The organism is Nostoc sp. ChiQUE01b, assembly GCF_034531255.1.
GTDB lineage: Bacteria > Cyanobacteriota > Cyanobacteriia > Cyanobacteriales > Nostocaceae > Nostoc.
Window position 1 is genome coordinate 45,467 of record NZ_JAVRBM010000019.1, and the last position, 21,381, is coordinate 66,847.

The 21,381-nt window shown below is 42.1% G+C and carries 15 protein-coding genes; 9 read left to right on the plus strand and 6 right to left on the minus strand.

Features of this window, described 5'->3' with window-relative positions; genetic code table 11:
- The first annotated feature begins 26 nt into the window (after positions 1 to 26).
- A complete protein-coding gene (locus tag RMY63_RS14970; RefSeq protein ID WP_322729456.1) occupies positions 27 to 845 on the plus strand; it encodes a TauD/TfdA family dioxygenase in 819 nt (272 codons plus the stop codon).
- Between the two features lie 100 nt (positions 846 to 945).
- Here RMY63_RS14970 and RMY63_RS14975 read toward each other — a convergent pair whose 3' ends face one another.
- The 4 genes from RMY63_RS14975 to RMY63_RS14990 form a co-directional block, all read right to left on the minus strand.
- A complete protein-coding gene (locus RMY63_RS14975; protein ID WP_322729457.1) occupies positions 946 to 2,454 on the minus strand; it encodes a UbiD family decarboxylase in 1,509 nt (502 codons plus the stop codon).
- 661 nt (positions 2,455 to 3,115) lie between these two features.
- Positions 3,116 to 3,838 (minus strand): carbonic anhydrase, encoded by a 723-nt coding sequence (locus RMY63_RS14980; protein ID WP_322729458.1) that lies wholly within the window; start codon positions 3,836 to 3,838, stop codon positions 3,116 to 3,118.
- Positions 3,839 to 4,037: 199 nt separating this feature from the next.
- Positions 4,038 to 7,751 carry a diguanylate cyclase domain-containing protein gene (locus RMY63_RS14985; protein WP_322729459.1) on the minus strand — a complete coding sequence of 1,238 codons (3,714 nt, stop codon included), beginning with the start codon at positions 7,749 to 7,751 and terminating at the stop codon, positions 4,038 to 4,040.
- 879 nt (positions 7,752 to 8,630) lie between these two features.
- Entirely contained in the window at positions 8,631 to 9,422 is a 792-nt protein-coding gene (locus RMY63_RS14990) for a hypothetical protein (RefSeq protein ID WP_322729460.1), read from the minus strand.
- 155 nt (positions 9,423 to 9,577) lie between these two features.
- On the opposite strand from RMY63_RS14990, the gene RMY63_RS14995 reads away from it, so the two are divergent.
- From RMY63_RS14995 to RMY63_RS15015, 5 genes are all read left to right on the plus strand, one after another.
- Positions 9,578 to 10,483 carry a hypothetical protein gene (locus RMY63_RS14995; RefSeq protein ID WP_322729461.1) on the plus strand — a complete coding sequence of 302 codons (906 nt, stop codon included), beginning with the start codon at positions 9,578 to 9,580 and terminating at the stop codon, positions 10,481 to 10,483.
- 13 nt (positions 10,484 to 10,496) lie between these two features.
- A complete protein-coding gene (locus tag RMY63_RS15000) occupies positions 10,497 to 12,443 on the plus strand; it encodes an Hsp70 family protein (RefSeq protein ID WP_322729462.1) in 1,947 nt (648 codons plus the stop codon).
- Between the two features lie 195 nt (positions 12,444 to 12,638).
- Positions 12,639 to 13,463, plus strand: a complete 825-nt coding sequence (locus RMY63_RS15005; protein ID WP_322729463.1) for a M90 family metallopeptidase — start codon at positions 12,639 to 12,641, stop codon at positions 13,461 to 13,463.
- A 187-nt stretch (positions 13,464 to 13,650) separates the two neighbouring features.
- A complete protein-coding gene (locus tag RMY63_RS15010) occupies positions 13,651 to 15,156 on the plus strand; it encodes an efflux RND transporter periplasmic adaptor subunit (protein WP_322729464.1) in 1,506 nt (501 codons plus the stop codon).
- A 2-nt stretch (positions 15,157 to 15,158) separates the two neighbouring features.
- Positions 15,159 to 16,325 (plus strand): ABC transporter permease, encoded by a 1,167-nt coding sequence (locus RMY63_RS15015; RefSeq protein WP_322729465.1) that lies wholly within the window; start codon positions 15,159 to 15,161, stop codon positions 16,323 to 16,325.
- A 274-nt stretch (positions 16,326 to 16,599) separates the two neighbouring features.
- Here RMY63_RS15015 and RMY63_RS41795 read toward each other — a convergent pair whose 3' ends face one another.
- Positions 16,600 to 16,959, minus strand: coding sequence for a DUF6355 family natural product biosynthesis protein (locus RMY63_RS41795; RefSeq protein WP_416212517.1), 360 nt, complete (start codon positions 16,957 to 16,959; stop codon positions 16,600 to 16,602).
- Positions 16,960 to 17,127: 168 nt separating this feature from the next.
- On the opposite strand from RMY63_RS41795, the gene RMY63_RS15020 reads away from it, so the two are divergent.
- The 3 genes from RMY63_RS15020 to RMY63_RS15030 all read left to right on the plus strand — a co-directional run bounded on the left by RMY63_RS15020 (position 17,128) and on the right by RMY63_RS15030 (position 20,575).
- Positions 17,128 to 17,535, plus strand: a complete 408-nt coding sequence (locus RMY63_RS15020; protein WP_322729466.1) for a hypothetical protein — start codon at positions 17,128 to 17,130, stop codon at positions 17,533 to 17,535.
- Between the two features lie 798 nt (positions 17,536 to 18,333).
- Positions 18,334 to 18,507 (plus strand): hypothetical protein, encoded by a 174-nt coding sequence (locus tag RMY63_RS15025; protein WP_322729467.1) that lies wholly within the window; start codon positions 18,334 to 18,336, stop codon positions 18,505 to 18,507.
- A gap of 118 nt (positions 18,508 to 18,625) precedes the next feature.
- Positions 18,626 to 20,575, plus strand: coding sequence for a TolC family protein (locus RMY63_RS15030; RefSeq protein ID WP_322729468.1), 1,950 nt, complete (start codon positions 18,626 to 18,628; stop codon positions 20,573 to 20,575).
- A 117-nt stretch (positions 20,576 to 20,692) separates the two neighbouring features.
- Here the strand turns inward: RMY63_RS15030 and RMY63_RS15035 are convergent, their stop codons facing one another.
- Positions 20,693 to 21,337 carry a class I SAM-dependent methyltransferase gene (locus RMY63_RS15035; RefSeq protein WP_322729469.1) on the minus strand — a complete coding sequence of 215 codons (645 nt, stop codon included), beginning with the start codon at positions 21,335 to 21,337 and terminating at the stop codon, positions 20,693 to 20,695.
- Positions 21,338 to 21,381 lie beyond the last annotated feature (44 nt).

The window sequence follows — 21,381 nt, forward strand, 5'->3', positions numbered from 1 at the left end:
TTCAAGAAATTAATAATCTCGACAATGTGAGTATTTTAGAATTAGACAAAGAAGAAATTATTAGCTTATTTAAGGCTAATGGAATCTTACTTTTTAGAGGATTTGATGTTGATGTTGATATTTTTAAAGAATTTACCAATCTCTTGAGTATCGATTTTATCAATTATGCTGGTGGTGCATTCAGTAGAAGGGTAATTAATGGAGATCAGACTCTTTTAAGCGTCAATGATTTTAAATCTGAGATTAAGTTGCACGGTGAAATGTATTATCAGCAAAATATCCCACTTATGCTGTGGTTTTTCTGTGCGAATCCACCATTAGAAGATGGTGAAACTACGGTATGTGATGGTAGACAATTTTTTAATGAAATTAGTAGTTCAACCAAAGAGTTATTCAGCAAAAAGAAGTTAAAATTTACTGTTCGGATATCTCAAGAGGACTGGCAGAAAAAATATCAAACAGATGATTTGAATCACTTAGAAGAAATGTGTCAGAAGAATAATACGCATCTGACAGTAAATAACGATCAATCGATTCTGCTTGAATACATTTCTCCAGCTATTATCCCCAGCAGATGTGGAAAATATCAGGTATTTATTAATAGTCTATTGCCCACAAAGCAGTTAAGCCCAAAGATTCTTAATTTTGAAGATGATTCAGAAATTCCTGAAGAGGTTGTCTCTGAACTTAATGAAATTGCTGAAAAAGTAACTACGGAAATTTTGTGGCAAAAAAGCGATATTTTAATGATTGATAATACAAGAATACTTCATGGAAGAAGGTCTTTTGCTGACGAGCAAAGAGATATTTATATCAGGCTGTGTTCTCCAGCTTTTTCGTTTTGATATTTTATTACAACAGATATCAAGAACCCCACCCCGCCTGCGGGGAGGGGTGCAATGACTGTGGAAATCATAACTAATTATGCGGACATGATATAATAGGTTACTTCATATCATAGCCAAACAAATTCGGGTCTACTTCTCCTAACTGCAACTCTGCCAAACCATACTCTGCCCATCGTCTCTCTACCATCGCCGCCACATCTGGGTCAGATTCTAAAGGCGAACCCCATTCATGGTTTGTTTCCGGCGGAATCTTTGTAGTTGCATCAATTCCCATACGTCCTCCTAAGCCAATCTTTTCACTGGCAAAATCCAAGGTATCAAAAGGTGTATTTGGCAAAATAAAGACATCTCGCACTGGGTCAACTTTGGAACTAATGGCCCACACAACTTGACGCGGATCACGAATATTTATGTCTTTATCCACCACAATTACAAATTTGGTGTATGTAAATTGTGGTAAGGCACTCCAAAACGCTAAAGCCGCCCGTCGCGCTTGTCCTGGATATGCTTTATCAATGGAAATAATCGCCGCCTTGTAACTCAAAGCTTCCATTGGGAGGAAAAAATCAACAATTTCTGATACTTGTTGCCGCAGTATGGGAGTATAAATGCGGTTTAGTGCGATCGCCATCATCGCTTCTTCTTTAGGTGGGCGACCGCTAAATGTTGTTAAGTAAATCGGATTTTTCCGGTGCGTCATACACTCAAACCGGATTAACGGCGAATCTTCCACGCCGCCGTAATAACCCATGTGGTCGCCAAAGGGCCCATCTGGTAAAACTTCCCCTGGTGTAATCGTTCCTTCCAAGACAAATTCGGAATCTGCGGGAACTTCCAAATCGACAGTTTTACACTTTGCTAACTGTACGCCCGAACCGCCGTAAAGTCCTGCAAACAGCCATTCTGATAAATCTACAGGGATGGGTGTGGCAGCTGCCATAATAATTAGAGGATCTACACCAAGTGCGATCGCAACTTCTAATTTTTTCCCACGTTCGGCTGCTTTTCGCAAATGCCTCGCCCCACCCCGCACCGATAACCAGTGAACCGTCATCGTATTCTGAGATTGTAGTTGTAAACGATACACTCCTACATTTGGAGTCCCAGTTTCACAATCCTTGGTAATTACTAGTCCCAGCGTGATAATCTTGCCAGCATCACCAATATAAGGACGTATCAAGGGCAACTTATTTAAATCTAAATCATTACCTTGAAGCACAACTTGCTGACAAGCGGGGAAAAAGTCTCGTCCTGGTTTCGCCTTTACCACATCAAACAGCACTTTTCCAAAATCTATCGCCTGGGAAATCTTCTTCGGTGGTTTTGGCTGTTGCAGCATACTTAATTTTTTCCCCAGAGTTTCCAACTCCTCTGGATGCTGCATATTCATCGCCCAGCAAATCCTTTCTACAGTTCCCATCAAATTCACCGCCACCGGGAAGGAAGCGCCTTTGACGTTTTCAAACAACAACCCTGGCCCACCTTTTTGCAGCATCCGGTTGGATATCTCAGCAATTTCCAAGTCTGGGTCAACTAAAGCTGAAATTCGCCGTAATTGTCCTCTTTCTTCCAAAATTTTCATGAATCCCCGCAAGTCTCTCGCCATTGTTCTAATAAAGCTGATTATTTAAGAAGTGTGAAGCGCTTTCTTATATTATGGGGCATTGGGGATTGGGCATTGGGAAGAGACAAAGAAGAAACTTGTTCAATCATTCTCCCTTGTTCCCCTTATCCTCCCCATTCGGGAAATTGTTGGTTTTAATTCAATACAGTTTAGAATGAGCAACAAAACCCTAATGTAGAGACGCGATTTATCGCGTCTTGAAAAACTAATTATTTAAACCCAATAACTCTTAACCCCAGCGTATTGGATTTTAATTGGAAATTAACCTATTTAGTAACTTTTCTTAACTGTGTTTTCCGAAGCATTTAGTTATTGTATTTAGGGATACGCAATTATTTTTTACAAATAAGCGCTAACCAATCAAACATGGCTAGAATATACTATACCTTCCTGGCAGGCAACCTTGTTATATACTCCCTGCTGGGTTTATTTGTTTACAAGCTTTAAGTTTTTTCTAAATTTTCGTGAGTTTGGGTTAGCGTAGATCAATTCAAACATCACCAACACTATTTTAAAAAATCTTTATAACAAATGCATTAACTGTAGGGGTATACAACTCTATATTGGTGCTAAAAAAATATATAATTAATAATTGTTTAACATCATTTAACTAAGAATTCTACACTTTACAACTGTGAAATATTCAAGTAATAATATTGACTTTGCCAGTGTCAATATCGTAACAAGCACCAACAATTTTTAGTTTACCTTCACGGATTAATTTAGCTAAAATAGTTGAGCTTTCCTGCAATTTTTCAGTCTGATACTGAATGTTGGCTATAACTGCATCTTGCATATTATCACCCGTTGTGAACTTTACCCTTTCTACAGATGGTTTGATACCTTCAATAATTAAACCAATTCTTCCAGGAAGTGGTTCGTTTTTGATTGCTTCTGCTACTGCACCGCATCTTCTATGACCCAAAATTATAATTAACTGCGAACCCAATACTGCTGTAGAATATTCCAGACTACCTATTACCGTGTCACTGACAACATTACCAGCAACTCGCACGACAAATAAATCTCCAAGTCCTTGATCGAAGACAATTTCCGCAGGTACTCTAGAATCTGCACAGCCCAATATGGCGGCAAAGGGATACTGAGCTTTAGCAACTAATCGTAGGTGTTCTAGTGATTGATCGGGATATTGACGTTTTTGATCAATAAATCTTTGATTACCATCAAGCAAGCGTTTGATGGCTTCATTCGGACTGATTGAATTAGGGTTAACTGGGTGAATATCAGCAACAGCAGTTTGCTCTGTATTCCAAAAGCTATCACCAAAAGTAATAGCTGCAATACCTACAACACTGGCGAATTTCAAGAAATTACGTCGCCCGACAAATCCATTAATTCGACTCATCAATCTACCTGACAACAACAAAGCTGTTCCCCAGAAGATATCAGACTTAAGTAAGATGCAAGAGTACCTGATGACACAGTTTAAGAGTCATTTAATATTCACCTGATTTAGAGTTGTTAGAATCCAGTCTGCGTTAGCGATGAAAGCAGCTGAACAAGCGATAGAAGATAGTCGTTAAAGCGGCTTTATTGCTCACTCCCTAAGAGAGTGTATTTATACAAGAACGATTACGCCCGTTTGCTTTGGCTTGATAAAGGGCTTGATCTGCTGCTTCAATCAAATCTAAAGAAACCATATTGGGTGTTGGAATCACTGTAGCAATTCCGATACTCAAGGTGACGTGATGCTTCACAGCCGATGCTGCATGGGGAATATTTAGCTGTTCTAGAGCTTTATGAATTTCTTGGGCAACGCAAAAAGCCCCATCACTATCAGTATCAGGCAAGATGACAACAAACTCTTCTCCGCCATAACGAGCAACTAAATCTCTAGAACGTTTGACACTTTGTTTGAAAGCTTTGGCAATAAAGCGCAAACAATCATCTCCGGTGGCATGACCATAAGTATCGTTATATTGTTTAAAATAATCAATGTCGCATAAAAGTAATGAGACAAAACCTTGTTCTCGTAAAAGATATTGCCAGACAGAATTAAGCCGATTATCAAAACATCGACGATTGGCGATTTGAGTTAATTCATCTACCATCACCAGATTTTCAAGTTGCTGGTTGGCACGCTGCAATTGTTGATAAAGTTCTGATTGCCCAATAGCGATCGCTACCTGTGTTGCCAATTGTTGAAGCAGTTTGCTTTCCCAAGGTTGCCACTCACGCGGGGCGCTGCAATGATGAGCAACCAAAAGACCCAAAAGGCGATCGCCTTGTAAAATTGGTACAACTAGCTTGGCTCTGACTTGCAACTGTTCTAATAACTCTACATGACAAGGGGCAAATCCGGCAGTGTAGATGTCTGGAGTAACTTTGAGCGTACTTTCTTGATAAGACTGTCCCTGTATTTTTACAAAATAGCTGTCTGTAATTTCCATATTCAAAATCGATTGCCAACCTTCTGCTACAGACTCGGTGACAACCACACCACTCCAATCACGGTTAAAGCGATAGATGATGACGCGATCGGTTTGCAGAAAATTTCGAACTTCGGCAACAGTTGTGTTCAAGATTTCATCCAAGTCCAAAGACTTGCGGATATGTTGAGCGATCGCATAGACCATGTGTTCCCGTTCTGTTTGCTGTTGCAGGGCAATTTGTGCCTGTTTGCGGTCTGTGATATCTGTAAATGATGTTACCGCTGCATAGGGTTTTGATTCATCAGATTCAAACAGTGGTTGAGAATTGATGGAAATCCAAGTCAAGCTGCCATCAGGTTTGTGAACTCCCATAATCACATGAAATTGAGGTTTTCCGGTGCGTAAGGTGACGACAGCGGGATGAGTTTCGCCTGGAAAAGAAGTACCATCTTCATGAATAGCTTGCCATCGCGGATCGATGGAAGTTCGCCCGATCATTTGATCGGCTGTTAACCCTAAAATTTTTTCGGCACTGTCATTACAGGTGGTAATTCGCCCATCGGATTGCTGTAGGACAATACCTTCTGCCATCGCTGTAATTACGGAACGATAGCGTTGTTCGCTTTCTCGCAGCGCTTCTTCCATACGCTTGCGTTCGGTAATATCAGTATGGGTTCCTAGCATCCGTAGAGGAAAACCATTGGCTGCGCGACTCGAAATTTGCCCCCGATCTAAAATCCACTTGTAGGTTCCATCTTTGCACTTAATCCGATATTCACTGACATATTGTTGGGTTTCACCGTATAAATGCTTGATAATCTCCCCGATAACCCTCGCTTTATCATCTACGTACACCCGTTCTTCCCATTCACTGAGGGTATTTCCAATTTCATCCTCTGCAAACCCTAACATTTGTTTCCACCCCCGGGAGAAAAAGACTTCGTTAGTTTCAGCATTCAAGTCCCAAACTCCGTCCCCATTTCCTTCCAAGGCATACTGCCATCTTTCTTCACTGGTTTTGAGTGCGGCTTCGATTTGTTTACGTGAGGTGATGTCTTCAAAAATATATAACCGCCCAAAGTATCGATCCTGAGTATCCCGAATTTGGCTGGAAAAGCGGCGAATCGTTCGCCCATCGACAAATAAAATTTCATCCTCAATCGTGCAACGATTTTCTTCAGACTGCAACGGTTTAGAGGATTCAGCAAATGCGGGTACATCGGCAATTAAAGGTATACAGTCAGGAATGATGTCATTATTTTTTAAAGCACCCTGTCGCATTTGGGTTTCTAGATGTTCGATGCCCCATATTTCACAGAAGTGGTGATTGAAATAGAGGATTTCGTCGGTGCAATTGTCAACAACAAAGAATCCCAGCAAAGAAGTGTCAGTCATGGAACGCAGCAAAGCTTCCCGCCAGCGCAATTCTGATTCTGCACGCTGGTGTTTTTGTAGTGCAGCTTGTTGCTTGGTAATATTCTTTTCGTTGATGAGGATGATGGAGTCACCCGTTACTGGATCGCGGGTAGATCGTATATCCATCTCATGCCATTGAATCCCCTCAGTGGTGAACACCTGAGCCTCTATGCTGAACGCCTCACCGAAATTAATCGCTTTCATCGCTTGTTGTCCAACACTCTTGTCAACAAAGTGACTCAGGAAAATATTCTCAGATGACGAGTTAGGGTACAGGGTATCCCGATAACAGCGAAGGGCTGCCGGATTTTGCATCAAAGGTACACCATCCATCGTGTAAAGGGAGACGATCGCTGTGGTGTGACGTAAGGCTTCAATCGATCTGAGTGTTTCTCGATCGATCTGATTGATAAGTTGTGTTGTTGCTTCAACCAGTATCGCCATTCGCCCTTGTTCAATAGGAATTCCAGAAAAGATGCAGCGAAGAGAAACAGGTTTTCCTTCTGGGTAAAATGTCCAGTTTTCAGTAATGGTTTTTCCTTGCTGAAATTCTTGCAGATAGCTTTGCAGTCGAATGTGAGTAGACTCGGAAACATCACTGAAGTTGCGATTGAGCAATTCTTCTCGACTTTGAGCGTTCCAAATATGCACAGCTGCCTGATTTGCCCACCACATCTGCAAGTTTTGAATATCATAAATCCAAACTGGAGTTTGTAATCGGTCAAATGCAATCAAGTCTGCAACTGATATATTCTTTGGCAATGGTGTTCTGGTTATAATGGATTTTCTAAAATTCTTATAGAGAGTTCTTTTGATTGACCTCAACTTCAATTTTGGCTCAACTGTTAAATTTTTCCGGTTTTGATTGAGTTGCAGCGTTAGTTTTTGGCAGGATGTAGCCCCTCGCTGATGGCGTTCTGCTTCCCCAAGAGCGATTTGTAGCTCTCCGGCTACTAGTTGAAGATACTCAATTTCTAAAAAACTCCATTGACGTGAGCCACTGCACTGGTGAGCAATTAGTAAGCCCCACAAATGAGGATATGTACTAGAAACTCCATCAATTTGTTGATTATTTACTAAAATTGGTACTACTAAATTAGCTCGAATCTGCAAGTCCGTTAATAGCTTTTTATAACAAGGATCAAGTGTTGTCGCATTAATGTCTTCAATGACACCAACGTATCCATCTCGATATCGCGTTGTATTGAAGCAAGGATCGTAAATTAATTGCCTTAAAATTGGTTTCCATCCATTACTTACAGACTCTTCTGCTATTACTCCATCTCCATCCGGCAAAAAGCGATAGATAATGACGCGATCGTTTTCTAAAGTTGTTCTAACTTCGCTGACAATAATCTTGAGAATTTCACTCACTTCAAGTGACTGATGAATTTGATCGGACAGCATCCTAATTTGATCGAGGATTTGCTTTAAATCAATTTCAGAACCCGATCGACGATTGAACAGCATAGTAATCTTATAGTAGGCATCTATGTATTTACATTTTTTTAAATGTAAAATTTTCCTTCAGTATCTCATTTTATTCTAAATTACCCAAAACGTTAAGTTAAATTCAAGCTTCAACTTTATGGTTAGTAACCGTGGATTGACTGTCCGCAAAACTTAGCTTGAGATCAACTAAGACAACTACAGACTCAAACACTGCTATCCCCGACTTATAGCAAGAGGCAGGAGGTAAAAACATTACTCTTCCTGACATTCACGCTTGTCATTATGTCCTAACCTATATGACTACGGCTATAAATCTGTGTCAGTGCATTTGTACTATATATTTTCTGTTTGATTTCTAGCCAGTTGTGGTGAAGCGGTGACGCTTGCGCTGTCATCCACCTTAAGGTGGTTCAAAGAGCGTGAACGTCAACAACTGGCCATTGGGTAGGATTTTGAGACGGGAATTGATCCCTTGTAGAATTTTCTCAATGTCCCTGTAACCCTGTTGATATATAAATTAAAACTGCAACAGAAAAACTTTGGATGCCAAATTGCCAAAAGCACGTGTTTCTAACCTACGATGTACACACAAGTCAAAAAAAGCTTGATTTTCCATTGTTCTCTCGTTTATCTCGTTCCCATACTCTGCATGGGAATGGCTATTATGTGCTGCTGCCTCCAGTCAGGCATTGAGTCAGAGACTCAATAAATGCATGGACAGTCGGAGACTGGGAACGAGAAAAGTCTTATCAAGCTAGGTTTTTAGGACTTGTATGTATAGCAAGCGAATTAAAGGTTAGGACATAATGACAAGCGTGGATGTTAGGAATAAGAACCCCTTGATTTACGATAAAGCCAGTCTGCACTCAGCCACAGAGAAAAGCCAACTACCCGATTTTAGGCAATTCGAGTTACTTGCTGATTCACACGGGGACGACCAAAGCGTTCCCAAGCACTCCCTCCTCGCAAAAATAGCTCTAAAAAGCGCAATGGTTCTCCTGAATCGCCTCTTGACCACCCGGAACTACCAGGAGCAAAGGCTAAAGTTCCTTCAGATACTTTGAAGCTGCCATCAGAATACACTGCATCACTGACCACATCCCCAATCCGGATCACAATCTTGGTTTGAGGCTCCAAATTAAGTGTATGGGCCCCGATTGTTGTTTTGATGTTGCCGTAGCCATCAATCCAGGCAATGCGATCTGGTGGAACATCTGGGATTTGCTCACTCTTAAGGCTATCTCCCAGAAAGCTAAAATCTTCATTCATAATGGCAGCCGCAGCCGGAGGAAATACATCCCGTGAGCGAAACTGCGATCCACCACGAGAAACGTTGACCACTCGCAACTCCTTTGTATAGTTTTTGATAAAGGAGAGGGTGTAGCCTGCATTCACACCCACGACTTTTACACCATTGGATAAAAGGGCATAAGTTAGTCCTTCACCTTCATTGTCTCTACGGGCTTCAGGATCATCTTGACGAGGCGCACAGTTGTGATAAATTAAGCGATCGCTAGGCCCTGGGTTGAGTCCCAGTTGGGCAATCCAGAATCCCGTTGCCAAGGTACTGAATGCTGGAACCGAAAGCAAATGAATTTGGGCATGGGGAAAAGCCATCAGCAGACGTTGTGTAACTTCTGTAAATGCCGGATCTCCTGTACCGTAGTCTGCAATGACGCAGATAAACATTCTGCTCCTCCTTTTGATGGGTAGTAATTTGCAATCAACCTAATTCATAATTACTAATTATGAATTATTCCGTCATTATGTGATTACAGAGTGAAATGAAAAAATGAGTGTTGATTTCACTCCTAATTAATAACGTTAAAGTCTTATTCAACGCAATGAAAACAATAACCTCACTTTTTCGCGAAGAACGCAACCAACTCCAGACAGATATTGAAAATACAACCAGTATTGAGGAGATAGTTAAGTTGGTTCAGAATCGACTCGATAATCTCGAAAGAATTTATATTGAAAAGCTGAATCTGGCTCAAGTTCGTCTGGCTTCCTTTTTCCTGGATACGCTGCGACAGTCCATCGCCACTCTCGCTGCGGCTAACTATTCTCAAATTGCTCCAATAGAACAAAGGCAAATTACTAACCCAGGTACAAAGTTGTTTTCCAGCAGATTAATCCTGAAACTACTAAAGGGACTAATTTATATAGGCATCTTGGGTTCGTTGTTCTCTTTAACTAAAACTAGCCCAGGTGCATGGATGGCTATCTTGCTAACCTCTATACTTGTAGGGGTAGAAGTTGTGCTTCAACTCGACTTAAACAACCAGCAAAATTCTATTTCTTCAGAGCTATTGGAATTACCTAAACCTATGCTCCGGGTTGATAGCAAAATATTTTTAGATCACCTTGGCGATGCTCTCAACACTATCGACCTAGCAGTAGCTAGAGTAGAAGAATGGAATAAACATGAAGGCGACTTAGCAATAGAAGAATTGCCAGAGCTATTAAATTTTCTGCAAAGGCTAATGGGCGCATCAAAACTTGATAAACCCCAAATGGCTTATGAACTTGCAAAACTTCTGCCACAGATTTTAATGTCTCAGGGAATTAACGCTCAAATTTACCGACCAAATGACCCTCACAGCGATCGCGAGTATTTTGACTTCGAGCCAAGTATCGACCCCGATACCAAAGATCACGTGACTCTAACTCCGGCTTTGTTAAAAGGCGATCGCTTGATTCGGCGCGGTAGGGTAATTGAACCAGCATATTCCTCTGCTAGAGAATAATAGATAATAAGGTATGGAAATTTTAGAAACAATCGGTTTTGATTTGGGACACGGTGAAACTGCTGTAGCTAAAGCGATCGTGGAAAGCATTGAACCCCCCCAAATGCTGGAGATTAATAACAAGAAGAACCAAATTACAGCTCTTGGCTGGCATCCCAAACTTGGTTATCTTGTCGGCGAACAAGCATTAATTCAAGCTGGTGTTACCCAACTGACAATCTCTTTCAAGCAAAAACCCAACAACGATCCCAAATATCGGGAAACAATTAGCACTTTTGTGGCAACCTACTACCGCCTTTTGCAAGAAAGTAAACAAGTTGAAGGTAGAGAAGGTAGCTATTTTTACATTGGTTGCCCTTCTGGATGGTCAGTTAGCGATCGCACCGAATACCAAAAGCTACTTCAAGAAGCTGGCATTCCCCGACTAAATGTTGTACCTGAATCGCGGGCTGCTTTCATGCAAGCCAAAGAAGCCGGGAAGTTGGAGTATGACAAACTTGTTGCATCGGTGCTAATTGTCGATATTGGTTCTTCAACCACAGATTTTACTCTGGTTAAAAGCTTAGAAGAGATCCCGATAGATTTCGGGAGTAATACTTTAGGTGCATCCTTAATTGACAAAGCTATTTTTGCCCGGACTCTCGCCAACCACGAACAAAAAGCATTACTCGAAAAAGTATTTAAAGAATATCCCCATCACCAAGCTCGTTGTGAACTTGCTTGCCGCAAAGCCAAAGAAGATTACTTTTCTAATGAACAGCTATACAGCGATCCTGAATCCTTTGCGCGTGGCTTCGAGTCAATCAACGAACAGATTTATTTTATTCCCCAAGTGAATAAATTAATGATGGAGGAAATTTTAAACCAGCCCTTACTGGAACTGGGACATCATAGTTGGGTGCGATCGTTTAGCGACTCTTTAACCGAGGCGAAAGAAAAACTAGAAAAACTTGGAATCGTGCCAAAACTTGTGCTGATGACTGGCGGTGCATCTCGGATGAAGTTCACGCACGTTCTTTGTCAAGAAATGTTTCCCGAACCAGAAACGCTGCTTCGCCCCGATCCGGAGCCGGAACGGTGCATTGCAATGGGTTTAGCACGGGTGGGACGATGGGATCTGCGTGCTGCTGCTTTTAAGCAAGAAGTCAACCAACTTTTTACCTCAAACAAGCTTAAAGGTTTGATTGAGAGGCATATCCCGGAGTTAATCGAATCACTAACTAAGCCTTTGGCGGATGGCTTGATTGTCAACGCAGTTAAACCAGCTTTAAAAGATTGGCAAAAAAACAAAATACGGACTTTAGCCGATTTAGAAACATCTTTGATCGGTCGGGCAGAACAGTGGCTCAAAAGCGATGCCTCCGGCAACGTCTCCGACGAACGCGCCGTGCAGATAATTAATCATCAATGCGCTTCTTGGTTTAGCAATAAAATCCAACCTGATTTAGCCGCACAAACCGATCCAATATGTCGAAAGTTTCAGATACCTAGAAGCAGCTTAAGGTTCGAGGATAGCATTGACCCAAATTTTGTTAACCCAGAATTACAAATTGGAGATGCTATTCTGGCTGAGACAGTAGCGTTTATCGTCAATGTAGTAATTGGTGGAGGCGCTGTGGCTAGCATTATCACTCTTATACTAACTGGACATTTAACTTGGCCGATTGCACTAGTATATGGGGCTTCGGTGATGGCGGCAGGAATGGAGCTAAATCGTAAGACTGTTCAAGAAGTAATTAAGACAAATGTAGATGTACCTAGTTGGATTCGTTCTAATTTTTTGAGTGACAAAAAAATTGAGGATATGTGTCAGCAAATAAAGCCTGAGTTAGAGAAAGTTCTTCAAGAACAACTGACAGCAAATCAAGAGGCTTTTGATAAACTGATTGTCAAAGTTGAGCAAGGACTTCAAAACAGCCTTTCTACCAAGGTTCAATCTTGCATAATTCTCATCCAATAGCGGTAGTTAGTGAGCCACAACAATAAGATTATAGGAATCCGATTTGATTATTGAACTTACTTGCATAGGGAGAGAACTCTTAACAGGGAAGAGGAATAAAGATATACTGAGTTTTTTCACGCAATCAAATACGAGTCCTATATTCTAAACTTTCTGCTTACCAATAAATTAAATATGTAGGCTGCTCAAAAGTCAATGATTAAAATTATAGTTTTATTTCTTATTATTGGGCTGATTATCGCTGGTATTTTATTCAATCCGATTCTAGTAAAAAGGCGAAGAAACCGTCTGAAGCATCGTCCTTTTCCTCCGCTTTGGAATGCCATTATCGAGAATAATCTTCCCATTTATCTGTGTCTTTCTCCCGATGAAATCAGACGACTTCAAGGACATATTCAAGTGTTCTTAGCAGAAAAGCAATTTCTTGGCTGTAGAGGATTACAGGTAACGGAGGAAATGAAATTAACTCTTGCTGCTGTCGCCTGTTTACTCCTACTAAATGAACGTGGACAGTACTTCCCCAGACTTCGTTCAATTTTGGTGTATCCCAACGCTTATTTTGTTCAAGAAACAACTTCTGTCGGAAAATATGTTGTTGAAGAAAGGCGTGTGGCAAGACTGGGTGAATCGTGGACAAATGACCAAGTAGTGCTGTCTTGGGAACAAGTGAAACAAGACATTAATAACTGGAGAGATGGACGTAACGTTGTGCTTCATGAATTCGCCCATCAATTGGATCAAGAAGATGGTAAAGCTGAAGGAGTTCCGATACTGCAACGCAATTCAGACTATGCTATCTGGGCGAAGGTTATGACAGAAGCATATCAGCAACTTTGTAATGATGTTCTACAAGACGCAAAAACGGTAATGGATAGCTATGGTGCAACGAATCCCGCAGAATTTTTCGCCGTAGCGACTGAGACGTTCTTTGAAAAACCGCATCAATTGCTGTCTAAGCATCCGGCACTTTATGAGCAACTGCAACGTTACTATCAATTAGATCCTGTGCAATGGACATAAAAACATAAATCCTTGAATTATGCATAAAAAAGAAGTTTCAAAACCTTGAATTACTAGATTTAATTTCAGAATATTAAAGTGGAGTTAGGCAATATACTAATTTTGATTGCTGATACAAGCTTGCCGAGCCGGGTGGTAAAGTTAGACAACGCCATTTCAAGCATTTGATTCAGCCGCAAGGGATTGTATGACCTCAAAAACGGCGGGCGCTGCGCTTATGGAGCAGGGTAAAAAGAAATTTAAGACAGGAGTTAAATGGTTAGCCTGGTCAGGAGTTTTGGCTTCGGTTAGCGCTGGGGGCTGGCTAGTTTATGTCCATCAAAATCGGCCAGCAAAGTTAGCACAGCAGCCTATTGTTACTGTAGAACGCGGCAACATTGAAACCTCAATCAATGAGAGTGGTATCCTTGAACTGCGTGGTCAACAAACTCTTAAGTCTCCAGCAGAAGGCGCTGTTGATCGCGTGTTAGTACGGCTTGGCGATCGGGTAAAATCCGGTCAGCCACTGATTATTCTGCGTAACCCCGACCGACAAACTATCCTCAGCAACCAGCAGTTGCAGATTGAAAAACAGCAACTCTCTCTGGCAAGCAACCGCCAGAAAGTTGTTGAAGCCCAGGAAAAGCTAAAAGCAGCTAAACAGGAAAACCAGACAAATAAGCAATTTCAGATTCAAAAACAGGAACTTACCCTAGCAAGTAACCGCCAAAAACTTGTTGAAGCTGAGGAAGACTTAAAATCCGAGGAAAAGAAACTCCAGGAGCTTGAGGCTCTGGATAAAAGGGGCTTTATTGCTAAAAATGAACTTCGTACGCAGGAGGAACAGGTTCGCCGCGTCAAATCTGCCGCAGTGCAGGCTCAGTTAACCGTTAACACCGATATCATCGAACTTCAGAACCTTGAGATTGAGCGCCAAAATACGCAACAGCAAACGCAGAACAAAATTATGGAGGCTCAATCTGCACTGCGGGAGGCTCAGTTAGCTGTCAACACTGATATCCGCGAACTCCAGCGCCTTCAGCTTGAACTCCAAAAAATCCAGCAGCAACTCCAGAATAATCTCTTGACTGCGCCTATTACTGGTAAAGTTCTCGACATCAAAGTTAAGGATGGGGAAGGGGTTCAGGTGCGTACTGATATGCTCACCTTGGGCGACCCCACCGAAGAACTGGTGTCGCTCCAGCTTTCCACCCTGAATGCGGCTAAAGTCCGAGTCAACCAATCAGCCCGCATCAGCGTTATCGGCCCTAATGCTCAGTCATTTGAGGGAAGGGTGCAAAGTTTGTCTCCTATAGCAACCACTTCTTCTGGGAACGAAAGTCAAAGCAGTAGCCAACAACCGGGGCAGGCAACGGTATCTGCAAAAGTGCGACTTAATACCCCTTCTGGCAAGCTGATTCCAGGCAGCCAGGTAAATGTCGAGATTATTTTGCAACAACGGCAGAATGTGGTGGTTTTGGACACGGAAGCGATTGTGCGCTCTGAAGAAAAGCCCTATGTATTGGTGCAGGATAAACAGGGTAAGGCTCAGAAAAAAAACATCACTTTAGGGCTAGAGGGGTTGACTAATGTGGAAGTGACCTCTGGTCTGCGCCTTGGCGATCAAGTGGTGCTGCCCGCAGCTGATTCCAAATCGGAATCAGGAACGCCGAGCGCTCCCAAAGACAATTCGACTGAAACTAAAAGCGAATAGCAATGAGTCTCAAACCTTTTGACCTACTAGTTCTTACTTGCCGCTCTTTAAGTAGCAACGCCTTGCGTTCCACCCTAACCACCTTGGGTGTTTTCATGGGTGTAGCTGCGGTAACAGCGACGCTTCAGGTGGGCAGCATCAGTAGGGCAGTGATTGCCCGTCAAATGGCAGAGCGAGACGCCCCTCAGGTCATAGTATTCCCGGAGTCCCAACTTCTTCGGCTAGAAGACATGAAATTCTTGCAAAAACGGCTCTTGGGCTTGCAAGCAATCAGTGCGTCCAGTTCCCCAACTTCTTCTCAAACATTTTTTCAAGATCAGGAAGCAAAGAATCCTTTGATGTTGGGTGTTTCCCAAAACTTCTTGCTGACATCGGGTAAGCAATTAGTGAAGGGACGGTTCTTCACAAGAGCAGATTTTGCCAACTATCGACCTGTGGTGGTAATTGATCAATTTCTGGCGGACAAACTTTTCAAAGGTCAAAAGCCAACGGGTAAGCGCATTTATGCCGATCGCCAACCCTATATCGTTGTGGGGGTGGTAAAGACTAATCCCGGTAACAACGAGGCACCTGAAGGTCAGCTACTAATACCGATGTCGGTTTTCAACGCTTTAATGGGTAGCCGAGATATTGGAACTATTTGGATGCGCCCCCGCAAACTCAAAGACCTGAAAAACTTGGAAGACCAGACAAAAAAACTGTTGGAGCAGCGCTTTCCAAGTCAAAAATTTTATGTTATTAACAATGTCGAAGACATCCTGGAGCAACAGAAAACCCTTGAATCCGTTTCAATGGCACTGGCAGCAGTGGGAGTAATCTCTCTATTGGTAGGTGGTGTCGGTATTGCCAATATTACCATCGCCACCGTAGCGGAGCGGACTTCTGAAATTGGTCTGAAGCTGGCGATCGGGGCAACAAAGCAAGATATCATGTTGCAGTTCATTCTCGAAGCGGCGGTTTTGAGCTTGTTAGGGGGAACTGTGGCGCTGATTACAGTGCATGGGTTGACGTTAGTGGTTGTCGGTACTTTTGATTTGCCGTACCAATTTGAAAGCAGTACAGCCACTTTGTCTTTAGGATCGGCGCTGTTGGTGGGAGTGGGCGCTGGTTTTCTCCCGGCTCTGCGTGCTAGCCAGCTAAATCCTGTTACAGCTTTGCGTAGCACGTAGAGTTTGTTGCAGGCATTGTAGTAAATTAATAAGCCCCCAATAGCAAGCTATTGGGGGCAGTCCTACACTTATTTGAGATAGCTTTTTAGAGCGCTACCAAGCAGGTATACGGATTTAACAGAGAGGGACGGGGAATAATATCCCCTCTTAACTCTACTGGTCTGTCAAATTTATTTTGATGGTTAGAGAGACGCGATTTATCGCCGTCTCTACAGGGAATCTATCCATCAATTATTTATTGACAGAATACTACTCATCCTGTCACGGATGGATGTTAGCATAGCTTACCGGTGTAATACGCAAATTTAACTGAGGAGCTTGGTCCAAGCCCAACATCGCCAGGTTTGGCGCAAATGTACGAACCTGGTCCGCGCCAAGTGTCAATCTTGACCTGAACTCTCGTATACACCGCGCCGGTGCAATGCCTATACCAAGCCCAGCCGTTTTGTACATAGAATCCACACGCCGCCGCTTCAGCCTCTTTGGATGGAACGACCGCGAGTCCGAACGCGAGCCCGACGGCGATCGCTGTGCCAGTTAGTAGTCTTCCTATTCTCTTCGGCTCTGCGGCTGTACCGATAGCAGCCATACGAGTTGATTTCACGACATTATCTTTGATGAGCTTGGCGTACATATTTATCTCTTTTGGGATTTACGCATTGAGAGAATGAAAACAATCTGCATCCTAATTTTGTTAGTGCAGTAATTTCAACTTGAAAGTGAATTCAAACTATGACAAAAGTTTGGGGTTTGCTCTCTTCAGAGTAGCCGAGTGCTGGAGCAAGCCCAGAAGCTGGGGCAAATGTCCGCTGTAATTGGAACCATAACTTTTTTGCTAGCGAAAGCTTATGCTTCCAGTTACAATTCACCAACGCCTAGATTTTTATGTAAGCCTTATCAGCATTTTCGCAATTCGTTCACATACGGTGCGGGAGGGAACCCGATTCTCCTTTCCTCTGTGAAGGAACCACCAGCCGGAATGCTTCGGCAAGAACCATCTGCTGCCCAAGCCCATATCATACGAAAACGTTGTGTTCCACCGCAACGATTCGTAGCTGTGGCTACTATTCTATCAGGAGCCAGTCGTATTACCCGTTTCGACTGTGCAAGGTTAACACAAGATGGCGCCGTTGCAGCTTGTGCATTATTTGGCCACGATGCAACAGCAAAAAGAATAGCAGGAATCAGCGTCATCAGCTTCTTTGATTGACTTGTATTTGCGATTGACATGATCTTCTCCATCAAAGTTGTGAGATTGAGATGGCGCTAGAGTGTATCTACAACTTACAAAATCAATGATATTGTGCTTGTGAATATTACCTCAAGGGTACGTCTTGATTTTCCAGCAAGCTATTAGTTTTCGTAGAAAATATTCACACATTTTACTTTGCAGACACGCTCTAACCTTAGCAGAGTGCAGGTTTAGTTATAGTTTTATTCACCTACTTTTATTAGGTAGAACTAAGCCCAATACAGTTCAGTTAGTGATGTTTGATCTCGGAAGATCCCCCCAACCCCCCTTTCCAAGGGGGGCTTAGTTCCCTCCTTTTTAAGGAGGGTTAGGGAGGATCAAGGCTTAACTGAACTGTATTGGAACTAAGCCGTCAACACCTAATCTATTTAATTCAATTTTTATATGAATTCATCTAGAAAATCAAGGTGATACAGCTTGTTTATAAAACATAACTATAGTAATTATGTTTTGACTATGTAAAGTTTTGAAACGTCCAATAGCATTTGTAATGCTGAATAGTAATACTAGTTGTTTTTAAGATTGCAACATATCAGATTCCCCCAGACCAATAAGGAAGAGGGACTGGGGTATCATATTTGGGAAATATTTGGAGAAATGGTAGAAAATTTCTTTGGTTTCCTGCTTTCCTTAAAAATTATTTTTTAATAAATCTATAATCTTTTGCTCTCAAAACTAAAGTACTTTTGTTTCCGAAATTTATACAAAAGGTAAAGTAAGCAGTGTAGGGTAAAATAAAGACTAGTATTCAGAGCAATGGGTTTTACTAAAGGTAAACTACTGCCCGATGCAACTTACAAATCTGACAACGCCAACCTGACAGTGGCGGTGGTGTCTAAAGATTTGATACTGAGTTACGGCTCAATTACCTCACCGCACCTACGGCATCCCTCTACAAGCGCAAGGAGAGGAGATGGAGGCGAGGTGTGAGTCATGAACGCAACGCGCGATCGCTCAATTCAAAGCGAATGGCTTTATCTAAACAGCGCCGAAAATCAATCTCAATCCAAATTAGGCGAGCAGAACAATCTACTAAATTAATCTCGTCATGCAGAAGCTACCTAACCAAGATTCTCAATCTCAAAACCAACTTTATCTATCTTGGCGATCGCTCAACTTATTGTTACTTAATGTGGTCGTTGTTTCAACTGTTATTCTAGGTACAACTCGTATTCTCACCCTGATTTTTAAGTCCCCAAAGATATTCACACCTGCTGTTGGCGTTGAGACAGCAGTCAAACCGCCAATCGTTAGCGAAGGTAAAGGCAATCAGCCAATTAGTAAAGGCGAGGCAATTGTTTTACCCAGGAAAACCCGATCGCATCCAACAAACAGCGCAAAACCTACACTTGACGCTTCAAAAATGCTAAACACACTTGTAGCAGATTTGCAACCCCAGAACCAAAAAAACCAGACGCGATCGCCAGCAGCCCAATATTCTGAGAGGCGATCGCTCTTAACTTTCAACCTAATAACTGATAAGCAGAACCAGCATCAGCCGCCGCAGGACTTGGTTAGAGCGCCATCTCAAAGCGTCTCCAAAGAAGAATCGCCTATCAACTTTCAGTTAACAACTGATACACAAGGAAAGCAAACCCAAGCAGCAGCGCTAATTTCTCAGAATCAATTTCCAAAAGCTGAAAAAAAGGCTGAAAATAGTCTCAAACAAAATCAACAGGAATTATTACAAAATGCTCGTACAGTTGCACTGAAGCTTTCTGATATTGTCGTCTTGGCTTTGCAAAACAACAGAACGATTAAAAACTCATATCTCGAAAGGATAGCTCAAAGACAAGACCTGGCAGTGGCAGAAGATAAATTTGCTCCTGATTTTATACCTACCCTGTCAATGTCGCTAGCATCATCCGAGTCTAGTGCAACCACAACTACTAATGAAGCCGGTCTTGAGGCAAAAATGAAGATTCCCACCGGAGGGGAACTGAGTTTTGGGTTGACAGGTAACGCTCTAACGCCAAAGATAAGTTTTAACCAACCTCTATTGAGAGGAGCTGGAGTCGATGTCAACAGAGCTTCGATTAAGACTGCTCGACTCACAGAAAAAAGCAATGTCCTGGGTTTAAAATCGACATTGACTAATACAATTACGGATGCTATTTTGGCATACCGAAATTTACTCCGCGCTCAAGAACAACTGAAAATCGAGCAGCTTTCCCTGAAAAGCGCTCAAGAAATTCTGGAAATTAACCAAGCTCTGATTGCTGCGGGTAGGTTAGCACCAGTTGAGATTATCCAAAGCCAGACAGCGATCGCTAACCGACAAGTAAGCTTGGTGGCTGCTCAAAATAGTCTTCAGTCAACAAAGTTAGCTTTACTTCAGGTTCTCGATATCGATCAAAATACCAATATTGTGGCAGCAGAAGTTCCCAAGGCGTCACCCGTTGCTTTAGACCAAAACAAAATAAAGCAATTAGCGCTCTTAAATCAGCCAGAGTATTTGCAGGCACAGCTAAACCAGGATATAGCTAAACTTAACCTGTTAGAGGCAGAAAATAACAGACGTTGGGACTTAGGTTTAAATATCAGTTATGACAATACAGGAAACAACGCAACACCAGACGTTAGAGCCGGGCTAACTTTTAGCAAAACATTAGGCGATCTAACAGTAGAACAAACATTTCAGCGCAGCCGAGTCAACCTACTGCAAACGGAAAACAATTTGAACGAGCAGCGTGAAAGCCTAGACATTCAGGTAACAGACGGAATTAGAGATGTTAATTTGAGTTTTAAGCAGGTCGAACTTGCAGGGCAAGCCAGGGAGTCTTCTGAACGACAACTAGAGATAGAAAGAGAAAAACAGAGATTAGGCAGGGGATCTGGAGTTTTCGAGATTGTCAGTCTAGAAAATAGTTTGGTAGAGGCAAGAAACGCAGAACTTAATGCAACTATTGAATATCTCAATGCTTTGACGAACCTTGATAAAACTGTAGGAACCACATTAAACACTTGGCAAATAACAATTGAGAGGGATCAAAATTGATTTCTCTATTCATTTGCCAAATTATCTATATACAAATAACAAGCGTTTTTAACAAGGGGATTTTGCCCCTTGTCTTTGAGATAATAGCTGGATTTACACCGTACTGTACCAGTGAATTTAATTGCGATAAGCTATGACGGCATAAAATGGATCTCCTCCAGCTGCACCCAACCATTGTAAGAAATTTGGTAATGTTGATTTATTAGCTATAACTTCTGCGGTTGTAAATCCTGGAACTGATGCAAAGTAAGCTTTGACTAATTCCACTCGCTGTGCTTCTGCAGCCTCTCGCCAAGCTTGAATCGCTTTTTCAAAAAACATCCGGTTAGAAAAACTGATAATTGACACACCACCGGGTTTCAGAATGCGGTAAATTTCAGAAAATACTGCTTCTGGATATTGCACATATTGCACAGATACGCAATTGAGAACAGCATCAAAATCTTCATCTGGTAAAGGTAGCTGGGGATTTTCGTTAAGATTTTGCACAAAGTAATGATTTAAGCGGGGATTTCGTGCTAATTCCTCAGCGTTGAGTCCGTGTCCCTCCACATGGTCAAACTCCATCTCTTGTGGTAGATGAGACACCCAACTGCTCATCATATCAAAAATGCGGGTGTTGGGTTTGAGGCGATCGCGGTATAAATCTGTTAGCTGTTGAATAAATCCTTCATCCACATGGGTAACGAAGCGAGGATAGGCGTAGAACAGGTTATCGTCTGTGTCATCTAATTTCAGGCGTTGATTCGGTCTTAACTGCATAAATCTCTGTTTTGGAGAACTTTTTCCGCAAAATGTGGCAATTT

Excerpts from the sequence above, each read along its gene's own strand:
- RMY63_RS14975 (WP_322729457.1), bottom strand. The coding sequence starts at position 2,454 with ATGGCGAGAGACTTGCGGGGATTCATGAAAATTTTGGAAGAAAGAGGA.
- RMY63_RS14980 (WP_322729458.1), bottom strand. The coding sequence starts at position 3,838 with ATGAGTCGAATTAATGGATTTGTCGGGCGACGTAATTTCTTGAAATTC.
- RMY63_RS14985 (WP_322729459.1), bottom strand. The coding sequence starts at position 7,751 with ATGCTGTTCAATCGTCGATCGGGTTCTGAAATTGATTTAAAGCAAATC.
- RMY63_RS14990 (WP_322729460.1), bottom strand. The coding sequence starts at position 9,422 with ATGTTTATCTGCGTCATTGCAGACTACGGTACAGGAGATCCGGCATTT.
- RMY63_RS14995 (WP_322729461.1), top strand. The coding sequence starts at position 9,578 with ATGAAAACAATAACCTCACTTTTTCGCGAAGAACGCAACCAACTCCAG.
- RMY63_RS15000 (WP_322729462.1), top strand. The coding sequence starts at position 10,497 with ATGGAAATTTTAGAAACAATCGGTTTTGATTTGGGACACGGTGAAACT.
- RMY63_RS15005 (WP_322729463.1), top strand. The coding sequence starts at position 12,639 with ATGATTAAAATTATAGTTTTATTTCTTATTATTGGGCTGATTATCGCT.
- RMY63_RS15010 (WP_322729464.1), top strand. The coding sequence starts at position 13,651 with ATGACCTCAAAAACGGCGGGCGCTGCGCTTATGGAGCAGGGTAAAAAG.
- RMY63_RS15015 (WP_322729465.1), top strand. The coding sequence starts at position 15,159 with ATGAGTCTCAAACCTTTTGACCTACTAGTTCTTACTTGCCGCTCTTTA.
- RMY63_RS41795 (WP_416212517.1), bottom strand. The coding sequence starts at position 16,959 with ATGTACGCCAAGCTCATCAAAGATAATGTCGTGAAATCAACTCGTATG.
- RMY63_RS15020 (WP_322729466.1), top strand. The coding sequence starts at position 17,128 with ATGTCCGCTGTAATTGGAACCATAACTTTTTTGCTAGCGAAAGCTTAT.
- RMY63_RS15025 (WP_322729467.1), top strand. The coding sequence starts at position 18,334 with ATGGGTTTTACTAAAGGTAAACTACTGCCCGATGCAACTTACAAATCT.
- RMY63_RS15030 (WP_322729468.1), top strand. The coding sequence starts at position 18,626 with ATGCAGAAGCTACCTAACCAAGATTCTCAATCTCAAAACCAACTTTAT.
- RMY63_RS15035 (WP_322729469.1), bottom strand. The coding sequence starts at position 21,337 with ATGCAGTTAAGACCGAATCAACGCCTGAAATTAGATGACACAGACGAT.